Raw genomic sequence first — 12,194 nt, forward strand, 5'->3', positions numbered from 1 at the left:
AACGGTCAGTTTTGCGCCTGATGGTCCAGTGCGGCCTGAATGAAACCGGTGAACAGGCCATGACCATCACGTGGCGTCGAGGTAAATTCCGGATGGAACTGACAGGCAACGAACCAGGGATGATCCGACACTTCAATCACCTCTACCAGTTCACCATCTTCGGAACGACCGGAAATCACAAGCCCGGCTTTTTCCAGAAGAGGAACGTAATGGTTGTTTACCTCATAGCGATGACGATGGCGCTCGCGAACTTCAGTCGAGCCATACACCTGAGCCACTTTGGAGCCATCGAGCAGATGACACAACTGAGCTCCGAGGCGCATGGTTCCACCCAGATCGGTCTGATCAGAGCGCTGCTCTACTTTACCGCTCAGGTCAGTCCACTCAGTAATCAGACCAATCACAGGGTGCGGTGACTGCTTGTTAAACTCGGTCGAGTTGGCACCTTCAAGCCCCGCCATATGCCGTGCATATTCGATAACAGCGACCTGCATGCCAAGACAGATACCCAAGTAAGGCACCTTGTTTTCACGGGCATAGCGTGCCGCCAGAATCTTGCCTTCCACGCCTCGCTCACCAAAGCCGCCAGGCACCAGAATCGCATGTGCATCCCTGAGTATATCAACACCCTCTTTCTCGACACGCTCGGAATCGATGTACTCGATTCGGACCTTTTTGTGCAGAGCAATGCCAGCATGAGTAATCGATTCTATCAGCGACTTGTAGGCGTCGAGCAGCTCCATGTATTTACCAACCATGGCAATTTTCACTTCGCCATCCGGGTTGAGCATGCCATCGACCACACGATCCCAGTCACTCAGGTCTGCCGGCTTACACTCAAGACGGAAGCGATCAATAACGATCTCATCCAGCCCCTGCTCGGCCAGCATCCGTGGAATCGCATAAATGGAGTTGGCATCGGGCAGAGAGATCACCGCACGCTCTTCAACGCTGGTGAAAAGAGCCAACTTGCGGCGGGATGAATCCTGCAGCGGCTGCTCAGAACGGCAAACGAGAATATCCGGCTGGATACCGATGGATCGCAACTCTTTGACAGAGTGCTGGGTCGGTTTGGTCTTGGTCTCACCGGCCGTGGCGATATAGGGCACCAGCGTCAGGTGCATGAACATCGCCTTACCCATCCCGAGTTCGGTCCGCAACTGTCTGACTGCCTCAAGAAATGGCAGAGACTCAATATCACCTACCGTTCCGCCGATCTCAACCAGCGCGACATCGGCCCCGCTGGCACCTTCGATAACACGGCGTTTAATCTCATCCGTGATATGCGGAATCACCTGCACGGTACCGCCCAGGTAGTCGCCGCGGCGCTCCTTGCTCAGCACATGCTGGTAAACCCGGCCTGCCGTGAAGTTGTTTCGACGCGTCATGGTGGTACGAATGAAGCGCTCATAATGGCCCAGATCAAGGTCGGTTTCTGCACCGTCATCGGTAACAAAAACCTCTCCATGCTGGAAAGGACTCATAGTGCCGGGATCCACATTAATATAGGGATCCAGCTTGAGCATGGTAACTTTTAGTCCGCGGGCCTCAAGGATGGCCGCCAGCGAAGCTGAAGCGATACCTTTGCCCAAAGAGGACACTACACCGCCGGTGACGAATATATAGCGCGTCATGCAAAACCCGTAAGATCGTGATGTTTGGAGGGAAAAAACGTAATCAAGATGGGGCTACAGACTAACAAAAAAAGGTCGTCCCGACAATGAAAAAGGGCGCCAGATAAAATTTAGCCCTGCAAAGTCAGCCAGCAGCTCCGTGTTGCAGATGCCCGGCACCGCCGCAATCTGGCCATCCAGCATCAATAGCGGCCACTCCTGCCTGAGCCAGGGCGGCACCCCAGCATCCTGAAACAACTGCTTCAGACTGACCGAAAACCCTTTCCCAAGGGGACAAAGCACCTCTCCGCCCGCCCGGTAGGCAAACAACAGTTGTGGCAGATCCTCACTGGACAGGCCAGCCTCATCGGACAGAGCAGCATAGCTACCTGGTACTACCTCAAGCACACCGCCAGCAAGCTCAAGGGTCACCGCCCTGTCAAGTGCTATCCGCACTTCCGCCGGAGCCAGCACCGATCGGGAGGCCAAATCAGGCTGCAACAGAAACAGTTGCTGACGATAGCGTCGAAGCAGAGACCGTCCGAGACGCAACTGCGGCTGAGCATCCTCTTTCGACTCCAGAAATTGCTGCCTGATCGACAGTAAATCCTTGCGATTCAAGGCATAGCCAGATTGCCCTACCCAATATCTGAGCAGATTATGCTGGCGTGATTCGGCCAGCTGTCTCAGGCCTGACAGATCAAGCGCACCGGATTCACTCTGCAGAGGAAGCAGATCCTGCCTGGCCAGCTGCTCCAGCAGATCACGCGCTTCAGTCATCATGGTAGCTGTATCACTGAGCCGTCGATCCAGATGAGACCAACGTTCACGCAGTGGATCCAGCACTTGATGGCGCAGAAAGTTACGATCGTAGTGCTGATGTTGATTGCTCGGATCCTCTATCCAGTCGAGACCCTGCTCTCTGGCCCAGCCTTCGAGCTGTGAGCGACTGAACGCCAACAGAGGACGCAGCAACATCGCCTGCCCCAGCCCGCGAGTGGCAGGGATCCCACAGAGACCATTGACACCCGCACCGCGTATGAGCCGATACAGCAGCGTTTCGCTCTGATCCCCGGCATGATGCCCGAGCAGCAGGCAATCGCTTGGTTCGAGCCATTCAGTGAATGCCTGATAGCGGGCATCACGTGCCGCATTCTCAGAACGCCCCTCAGGCTGTACATGGATCACTGTGCAGGGAACACCTAACTGTTTGCTGAAGGCCTGGCAATGGGCTGCCCAGGCATCCGCCTCAGACTGCAACTGATGATGGATATGTAACGCGTGCAGAGAGGCAGTGGGAAAGATTTGGGCCGCAAGGGCCAGCAAAACGGTGGAATCGAGGCCGCCGCTGTAGCCGATGACCCAGCGACTGATCTGATGCTGATCAGCAAGCGCCTGTCGGCATTCAGTGAAAAAATCAGCTAGAAGATCCGACATGGCGCTCAACAGGCACGCTTTTTAGTCTTCATGCAGACCGTAAGATAGCAGTCGCTTATAGCGACGCTCCAGCAGATCATCATGAGAAAAGCCATCCAGACGATCAAGGGTTTCGAGCAGATGCTGTTTGATACTCTGAGCCATGGCAGCTGGATCGCGATGCGCCCCCCCCAGTGGCTCGGGAATGACCTGATCGACCAGCCCCAACTCATGCAACCTTTCGGACGTAATACCCATCGCCTTGGCCGCATCCGAAGCGCGTTCAGCACTTTTCCACAGGATTGACGCACAGCCTTCAGGAGAGATCACCGAATAGGTACCATACTGAAGCATCAGCAGCTCATCACAAACACCGATAGCCAGCGCCCCCCCTGAACCACCCTCACCGATAACGGTGGAGATGATCGGCGTTCTCAGTTGGGACATCTTCGCCAGATTGTAGGCGATCGCCTCAGACTGGCCACGCTCTTCAGCATCAATACCCGGATAAGCACCCGGAGTATCGATAAAGGTCAGCAGAGGTAGATTGAAACGCTCAGCCATCTCCATGATACGAAGCGCTTTGCGGTAGCCTTCAGGGCGTGGCATGCCAAAGTTACGCTTTACCTTCTCTTTGACTTCACGCCCCTTCTGATGACCGATCACAACGACCGGGCGACCATCCAGGCGCGCCAGACCACCCACGATCGCCTGATCATCAGCAAAGTGACGATCACCATGCAACTCATCAAAATCATCAAAAGCCTGAGCCACGTAATCCAGGGTATAAGGACGCTGAGGATGCCGCGCCAGCTGTGATATCTGCCAGGCGCTCAGATCAGAGAAGATCGACCGGGTCAGCTTGCGGCTTTTTTCCTGCAGGCGCTCAATCTCTTCTGACAGATTGAGCTCTTCATTACCCGCACCTACATGGCGTAACTCATTGATTTTGGCCACCAGATCTGCGATGGGCTGTTCAAAATCGAGGTAGTTAGGATTCATGTGCTTCCATATCTTTTTAAAAGTAACTTTTTGAGTATAAATGTCAGAATTCTATTCAGCAGACGATTCTACCTGTTGCCAGCAGCGATCACCAGCCTGTTCATGAAGCGGAATAGACCAGCGAAACGGCTTTATCGCCGAACTGATCTTTAAGCGCTATCAATAATTCATCACAGGCCGCGACACGCCACTTATCCCCCAGTTGCAACAGCCCCTGGGCGTCCTGACGGCGATAACGCAACGTCACCGGTAGTGTATCCGTCGGCGTGACATGACGTTTAAGCAGCTCGGAAAACTGCTTCATCTGCAGGCGGCCCAGCTGCTTCTCAGTACAATCAACCTGCAACGCCTCGGCATAGCGGGCCCGCGCCTGTGTCAGGGTCGCAACCGTATTGCCACGCACCTTGATGCCACCATTATAGTCATCCTGTGCCACCTCGCCCTCAATGATCAGAATCACATCCCGCGCCACCAGATGCTTGAACTGCTCATAGGCTTCGCCGAAAAGTGTCACCTCCATACGTGCACTGCGATCATCCAGCGTGATGAAGCAAAGTGGCTGACCTTTCTTGGTCTTTTTCATGCGCAGATCCACGACCAGGCCGGCCATCTTCTGCGAGCGCCCCCGTGCGGGCTGGATCTCGACCAGCTTTTTGCTGATCACATGCGACAGTTCACGCTCATACTCATCGATCGGATGACCGGTGACATAGAGCCCCAGCGTCTCCTTCTCGCCCTGCAGTCGTTCCTTGTCTGTCCACTCGCGGGCACGTGCGAATTCGATATAGGGATCAGACGGCGATTCAGCTTCGACTTCACCGAAGAGATCGAACATACCAGCATCAACATTACGCGCTGCCTGATCCGCCGCCTGCAGCGCCGCGCCTATTGACTCCCACAGAACCGCTCTATGATGTGTTCCCAGGCTATCCAGTGCTCCGCAGCGCACCAGCGCCTCAAGCACTCGTTTGTTCAGCTTTTTAGCACCGACGCGGGCACAAAAATCGAAAAGATCAACAAACGGGCCACCTTCGCTGCGCGCTTCAACTATCGCCTCGACCGGCCCTTCGCCTACCCCTTTGATCGCCCCGAGACCATAGATGATCTCATTGGCATCATTAACGGTGAACATGAATTCACCGGCGTTGACGTCCGGCAGCTTGAGCGTCAGCCCCATCTGACGGCACTCCTCAATGAAGATCACCACCTTGTCGGTGTTCTGCATATCCGAGGACATGACCGCCGCCATAAAGGGGGCAGGATAGTGCGTTTTCAGCCACGCGGTCTGATACGAGACCAGAGCATAAGCCGCCGAATGTGACTTGTTGAAACCATATCCGGCGAACTTCTCCACCAGATCAAAAATATTACCGGCAAGCCCCACATCAATGCCGTTGTTCGCCGAACCATCCAGAAAGCCCTGACGCTGCTTGGCCATCTCTTCTGGTTTTTTCTTACCCATCGCACGGCGCAGCAGGTCAGCCTCACCCAGGCTGTAACCCGCCATCACCTGCGCAATCTGCATCACCTGTTCCTGATACAGGATAATACCGTAGGTTGGCTCCAGCACCGGCTGCAGACTGTCGAGCTGGTAATCGGTATGTGGCCAGGCCATCTCGGCACGACCATGCTTACGGTTGATGAAGTCATCTACCATCCCCGACTGCAGGGGGCCAGGACGGAACAGCGCCACCAGAGCGATGATATCCTCGAAGCGGCTCGGCTGCAGACGACGGATCAGATCCTTCATGCCGCTGGACTCAAGCTGGAAGACCGCCGTCGTTTCTGCCCGCTGCAGGAGTTTGAAAACAGCCTGATCCTCAAGATCGATATGCTCAATCTCGATATCGGCTTCTCCCTGACGCCTGCGCAAGGTATTCACCGTTCGCAGAGCCCAGTCGATGATGGTCAGCGTACGCAGGCCAAGGAAGTCAAACTTCACCAGCCCGGCTTCCTCGACATCATTCTTGTCAAACTGGGTCACCAGACCCTGACCATGTTCATCACAATAGGTCGCGGAAAAATCGGTCAGCCGGGTCGGGGCAATCACGACACCACCGGCATGCTTGCCGACGTTACGTGTCACGCCCTCCAGCTTGTAGGCCATCTCCATGATTTCCTGGGCCTCTTCGCTGCCGTTGACAAAGTCACGCAGCGCTTCCTCCTGCTCCCAGGCCTTGCCCAGTGTCATACCTACTTCAAAGGGGATCAACTTGGAGAGGCGATCCGCCAGACCGAAGGGCTTCCCCTGCACCCTGGCAACATCTCGCACCACCGCCTTCGCGGCCATGGTACCGAAGGTGATGATCTGAGAGACCGCATCGCGCCCATAGGTCTGAGCGACATAGTCGATCACCTTGTCGCGATTATCCATGCAGAAATCAATATCAAAGTCGGGCATGGAGACACGTTCCGGGTTAAGGAAACGTTCGAACAGCAGATCATACTCCAGCGGATCCAGATCGGTGATCTTCTGCACATAGGCCACCAGAGAACCCGCACCCGAGCCTCGTCCCGGGCCGACCGGAATACCGTTATCCTTGGCCCAGCGGATAAAGTCCATAACGATGAGGAAGTAGCCGGGAAAGCCCATCTGGATGATGATATCCAGCTCAAAGTCCAGGCGATCCTCATAGACTTTACGCTGTTCAGCATAATCAGGTGCGTCCCGATCCAGCAGAACCTCAAGCCGCTCCTCCAACCCCTCTTTGGATACCAGACGGAAATAATCATCCATCAACATCCCTTCGGGCACGGGGTACTTGGGCAGATAGTAGACACCCAGCTCTATCTCAATATTGCAGCGCTTGGCTATTTCGACACTGTTGGTCAGCGCACTGGGAATATCGGAAAAAACCTCCGCCATCTCCTCGGCGGAACGAAAATACTGCTGATCCGAGTAAGCATGGGGACGGGTAGGATCTTCCAGCGTCACGCTCTGGTTGATGCAGACTCGCACCTCATGCGCATCAAAGTCATCCTGACGCAGAAACATCACTTCGTTGGTGGCGACCAGCGGACAGCCGGTTTCGTGCGCCAACTCGACGCTGCCGTGCACAACCTCTTCATCACCGACACGCCCGGTGCGCTGCACCTCCAGATAAAAAGCACCCGGAAACAGCTCCATCCATCGCTGCAATGACTCTCTGGCCAAGTCGGTATTGCCCGACAGCAGTGCACGCCCTATCTCACCTTCACGCGCACCGGACAGCGCAATCAGCCCTTCTGACTTCTCCACTATCCAGTCGTACAGGATAACGGCACGATCCTGCACCAGATTCTGCCCTTCGGCATAGGCTCGTGATACCAGCTCCATCAGGTTTCGATAGCCACGCCCATTGCGGACCAGCAGGGTTAATCTGGTTGGTTCCGCAAGTGGTTCGTCAGCATCATAGACCCAGAAATCAACCCCACAGATCGGCTTGATACCGGTTCCCAGCGCCGCTTTATAGAACTTGATCAGCGCATAGAGATTGGTCTGATCCGTCACCGCGACAGCTGGCATCCTCTGGCGCGCAGCCTCGGCCACCAACTGCTTGACCTTGACCAGCCCGTCATAGAGGGAGTACTCCGTATGTACTCGAAGATGGACAAAACCGGGATCAGTCATCACGTTAACCTTCTATCAGCAGTTCACGCACCGGCCGAAAGCTTCGACGATGCTCAGACAGCGCGCCAAAATTCCTCAGCGCCTGTAGATGTTCGGGTGTCGGGTAGCCCTTGTGCCGGGCAAATCCATAATCGGGGTACTGCTGATCCAATACAGCCATCTCTTCATCACGAAAGACCTTCGCCAGTATCGACGCGGCAGCAATACAAGGCACGCGAGCATCCCCTTTAACGACAGGTTGTGACGGACAAGGTAGCGCTGGACAACGATTACCATCGATCAGCGCAAACTCAGCCAGCGGTGACAGGGAGCCCACCGCACGCTGCATTGCCAACATGGTCGCATGCAGAATATTCAACTCATCAATTTCGGCAGGCGTAGCCCAGGCAACCGACCAGGCCAGCGCCTGCTCTCTGATCTGAATAGCCAACGCTTCACGCCGTGCCGCACTGAGTTTTTTGGAGTCGGCCAACCCCACAACCGGCCGAGCCGGATCCAGAATCACCGCGGCTGCAACGACATTACCGACCAGCGGACCACGCCCCACCTCATCCACACCGGCAATCAAGTTTGTCGGGATATGATCCAACGTAAATGGTTCCATCACAACGTCCCCTTGTCTATCAGCAACTCGCTGATCGCCCTGGCCGCCTGCACATCGGCATCCAGCCTCAGGGACTGGTGCAACTGTGTAAATTCCGCCAACAGCGCCTGACGCCCTATCTGATCATCCAGCAGGCTCTCTATCTCATCCGCCAATCGCTGCGGTGTCACCTCATTCTGCAACACTTCAGGTACCAACTGACGTCCCGCCAGCAGATTTGGCAGTGACACGGAGGTGATGGACACCAGATAAGAGAGTATTCGGAAGGTTATCGGCGACATGCGATAGGCAACCACCATCGGTCTCTTGCACAGCATCGCTTCCAGAGTCGCGGTGCCTGAGGCAATCAGAACCGCATCGCAGGCACATAGCGCCTGATGTGAGTTTTTCAGAACCAGATGTATTTCCAGATCCTGGTACTGATTTTGAATAATGCGCTGCAGCTCATCATAGCGTGACTGACTGGCCGCCGGCAGCACAAAAACAAGGCCAGGACGTTTCTGCGTCAGAATACGTGCGGCGTCAAGAAAAGGGGCTGCCAGCTGGGTCACCTCACCAGCACGACTGCCAGGCAGCAACGCTATCACTTGTGCGTCATGATCCAGCCCCAGAGAGGCACGGGCCGCATGCTGATCCGGCTGCAGGGGGATCTGATCAGCCAAAGGATGCCCCACAAAGGCCACACGTTGCTGATGCGCCTGATAAAAGGCCGCCTCAAACGGAAAGAGGGTCAACATCAGATCGGTATTGCGCTTGATTTTGTGCACACGCTTTTTGCGCCATGCCCAGACAGATGGGCTGACATAATGAACCGTCGTGACACCGGCTTCATGCATGCTCTGCTCAAGACCGAGATTGAAATCTGGGGCATCTATGCCGATGAAGAGATCAGGTGGCTGCTGCATCCAGCGCTTAACCAACTGACGACGTATTCCAAGCAGTTCACGCAACCGCCCCAGTACCTCGACCAGTCCCATCACCGACAGTCGCTCCATCGGGAAGAGGCTCTCACAGCCCTGAGCCTGCATCAGCTCCCCACCGATACCTTCAACCTGCATCTGGGGATATTGTTGCCGGAGTGCCTGAATCAGGCCAGCACCCAGAATATCTCCAGATGCTTCACCGGCAACGATGGCAACCTTGAGTACGCGCGTCATAACACCAGGCTCATTGCAGCACCTTAACGGATGATGCCGCGTTCGGAGACCACCAGTGAATCGATCAGCAGCTGAATAACCGGGACCTGAGCAGCGAGAGATTGCAAAGATTGCAGCGCATCGGCAAAAACCAGATTCTGGCGATAAAGGATTTTATAGCCCTGACGTATCGCACGGATCTGTTCAGCATCGAAGCCGCGACGACGCAACCCTTCTGCATTGATGCCATGAGGTCTGGCGCTGTTGCCGTTAGCCATGACAAACGCTGGGATATCCTTCAACACGACACTGCCGGCGCCACACATTACGTGCGCACCGATATGACAGAACTGATGCACAGCCGTAAACCCACCCAGAATCGCGTGATCACCGACATGAACATGGCCTGCCAACGCCGCATTGTTCGCCAGAATAACATGATCACCCACCACACAATCATGCGCGACATGGGTATAAGCCATCAGAAGATTATGACTGCCAAGACGGGTCAGACCCTGATCCTGTATCGTGCCACGATGGATGGTGCAACCTTCCCGAATGACGTTATGATCGCCGATCTCAAGACGTGTAGGCTCACCCTTGTACTTTTTATCCTGACACTCTTCGCCGACCGATGCGAACTGAAAAATCCGGTTGCTCCGACCGATGCGCGTGGGGCCATTGATAACAACATGCGGGCCGATGACAGTTCCCGCATCAATTTCGACGCCGGCCCCTATGATTGTCCAGGGACCGACCTCAACATCATCTGCAAGCCTGGCAGATGGGTCAACGATTGCCTGTGGATGAATCAATCTCACACCTTCCTGTCAGCACACAGAATAGTAGCACTGCACACCAGGTTGCCATCAACACTGGCCTTGACATCAAACTTCCAGATACCACGACGATCAGAGATTACCCGGGCCTCCAGTTTCACCTGATCTCCCGGTACCACCGGGCGCTTGAAACGTAGATCATCAGCACCGACAAAGTAGTAAATAGAACCATCTTCCGGGCGTTTATTCATGGTTTTGAAACCAAGTATACCCGCCGCCTGGGCCATCGCCTCAACCAACAGCACCCCTGGCATCACCGGATGTCCGGGGAAGTGACCATTAAAATAGGGCTCGTTTACCGTGACATTCTTAATGGCAACAATCGACTCACCCGGTACCAACTCGAGAACCCGGTCTACCAGCAGGAACGGATAGCGGTGTGGCAGATATTCCCGGATTTCATTTACATCCATCATCATTACAACCTTCAGTAGAGTTTCGCTCGAGCGACTGTTCCAGTGTACGAACCCGCCTTGCCATCTCATCGAGTTGACGAAAACGGATCACATTGCGCTTCCATTGCTTATGAGGCCCCATCCCGATACCGGATGAATAGACACCCGGCTCGCTGATGGACTTGCTGACCATTGTCATGGCCGTAATATGGGTATTCGAAGCGATATTCAGATGCCCACCGATACCCGCCATACCGGCAATGGTACAGTGACTGCCAATTTTAGTGCTTCCGGCAATACCGGTACAACCTGCAATTGCCGTATGCTCACCGATAACCACGTTGTGTGCAACATGGACCTGATTATCCAGCTTCACACCGGATTCAATCACCGTATTATCCAGAGCCCCCCGATCAATGGTGACGCCTGAGCCTATCTCAACATCATCTCCGATGCTGACACCACCTATCTGGTAAATCTTTCTCCAGGTGCCCGCTTCAGGTGCAAAACCGAAACCATCAGAGCCTATCACGGCACCACTGTGGATAATTGCACGAGCACCGACTTCAGTACCGGGATACAGCACAACACCCGCCTCAATACGACTCCCCTGGCCGATATGACAACCTCTACCAATCACCGTATTCGCACCGATATAAACGTCTGCTGCGATAACAGCTTCTTCACCGATTACTGAGTGATGACTGATTTCGGCACTTGGATCAATTGCAGCACCAGCCTCAACAACCGCCGTCGCTGCAATACCGGGCCTCAGAGGTTGACGCCAGTCAAACAGAGCACTGAGCTTTGCAAAAGCAAGATAGGGATCTTTTACGACAATCGCCACATGACGAACGTCCTGAGCATGGTCAGCAGGAACCAGCACCGCGGATGCGCTGCTGGTTTGCAGATCTTTGAGGTATCGTGCGTTAGAAAAAAACGAAAGTTGCCCCTGGCCAGCACATTTCAATGTGGCCAGGCCCGTAATAACAGTTGTATCTTCGCCCTGAACACTGCCATCAACCATGGCAGCCAGTTCAGCCAGCGAATAGTGGTGCCTGGCTGTCATCAGTTTTCCACTTACTGCTGGTTCAGCAGTTCTATGACACGAGGTGTCAGATCTATCGTGCCACTACTGTAGACGGTTGCCTGCTTGGCCAGAATGATATTGATATTTTCACCCTCAATCAGGGTACGAATTGCCTGATCAAGACGTGGTCTCATCTGTGCCAGAAACGCTTCTTCTCGCTCCATGCGCTTAAGCTGCAACGCTTCTCCACGCTCATGATACTCATTTACGGTCTTCTGGAACTGCAACTGCAAGCGATTCATCTCTTCTTCAGATGCCAGCCCCATATTTTGCTGAATTTTTTCGCGGACACCCACAGCTTCTTTTTCCAGCTCCAGCAACTGACTCTCCTCTGCTGCAAACTCTTTCTCAAGCTGTTCACTGAATGCAACTGCTGCCTGTGAGCTCAACAAAGCCTCTTGCACCCCAAGAACACGTATGGTTTCAGCCTGCACATGCATACCGGCAGTCAACATAACCACTGCCAGACCTAACAAATATTTCATCACA

The 12,194-nt window shown here is 54.5% G+C and carries 10 protein-coding genes; all 10 read right to left on the reverse strand.

Annotated features, from left to right (window positions below):
• Positions 1 to 5: 5 nt before the first annotated feature.
• A complete protein-coding gene (locus ACK3CJ_RS17420; RefSeq protein ID WP_409523475.1) occupies positions 6 to 1,634 on the reverse strand; it encodes a CTP synthase in 1,629 nt (542 codons plus the stop codon).
• A 54-nt stretch (positions 1,635 to 1,688) separates the two neighbouring features.
• Positions 1,689 to 3,050: a tRNA lysidine(34) synthetase TilS gene (gene tilS, locus ACK3CJ_RS17425; RefSeq protein ID WP_409523476.1), complete on the reverse strand. Its 1,362-nt coding sequence runs from the start codon at positions 3,048 to 3,050 to the stop codon at positions 1,689 to 1,691.
• Between the two features lie 21 nt (positions 3,051 to 3,071).
• Positions 3,072 to 4,031 (reverse strand): acetyl-CoA carboxylase carboxyl transferase subunit alpha, encoded by a 960-nt coding sequence (gene accA / locus ACK3CJ_RS17430; RefSeq protein ID WP_409523477.1) that lies wholly within the window; start codon positions 4,029 to 4,031, stop codon positions 3,072 to 3,074.
• Between the two features lie 100 nt (positions 4,032 to 4,131).
• Positions 4,132 to 7,641, reverse strand: a complete 3,510-nt coding sequence (dnaE, locus tag ACK3CJ_RS17435; RefSeq protein ID WP_409523478.1) for a DNA polymerase III subunit alpha — start codon at positions 7,639 to 7,641, stop codon at positions 4,132 to 4,134.
• A gap of 4 nt (positions 7,642 to 7,645) precedes the next feature.
• Complete coding sequence (gene rnhB, locus ACK3CJ_RS17440; RefSeq protein WP_409523479.1) at positions 7,646 to 8,245, reverse strand: ribonuclease HII; 600 nt, start codon at positions 8,243 to 8,245, stop codon at positions 7,646 to 7,648.
• Positions 8,245 to 9,402: a lipid-A-disaccharide synthase gene (lpxB, locus tag ACK3CJ_RS17445; RefSeq protein ID WP_409523481.1), complete on the reverse strand. Its 1,158-nt coding sequence runs from the start codon at positions 9,400 to 9,402 to the stop codon at positions 8,245 to 8,247. The genes rnhB and lpxB overlap by 1 nt, the downstream gene beginning before the upstream one ends.
• A 23-nt stretch (positions 9,403 to 9,425) precedes the next feature.
• The gene (gene lpxA, locus ACK3CJ_RS17450; RefSeq protein WP_409523482.1) at positions 9,426 to 10,196 is read right to left on the reverse strand and encodes an acyl-ACP--UDP-N-acetylglucosamine O-acyltransferase; all 771 of its coding nucleotides are present in this window, start codon (positions 10,194 to 10,196) and stop codon (positions 9,426 to 9,428) included.
• A 2-nt stretch (positions 10,197 to 10,198) separates the two neighbouring features.
• Positions 10,199 to 10,636, reverse strand: coding sequence for a 3-hydroxyacyl-ACP dehydratase FabZ (fabZ, locus tag ACK3CJ_RS17455; RefSeq protein WP_409526614.1), 438 nt, complete (start codon positions 10,634 to 10,636; stop codon positions 10,199 to 10,201).
• Complete coding sequence (gene lpxD, locus ACK3CJ_RS17460) at positions 10,620 to 11,684, reverse strand: UDP-3-O-(3-hydroxymyristoyl)glucosamine N-acyltransferase (protein WP_409523484.1); 1,065 nt, start codon at positions 11,682 to 11,684, stop codon at positions 10,620 to 10,622. Before lpxD ends, fabZ begins: the two co-directional genes overlap by 17 nt.
• 11 nt (positions 11,685 to 11,695) lie before the next feature.
• Positions 11,696 to 12,190, reverse strand: coding sequence for an OmpH family outer membrane protein (locus ACK3CJ_RS17465; RefSeq protein ID WP_409523485.1), 495 nt, complete (start codon positions 12,188 to 12,190; stop codon positions 11,696 to 11,698).
• Positions 12,191 to 12,194 lie beyond the last annotated feature (4 nt).

It is taken from the genome of Nitrincola salilacus (genome assembly GCF_046271865.1).
In the GTDB taxonomy this organism is placed as follows: domain Bacteria; phylum Pseudomonadota; class Gammaproteobacteria; order Pseudomonadales; family Balneatricaceae; genus Nitrincola; species Nitrincola salilacus.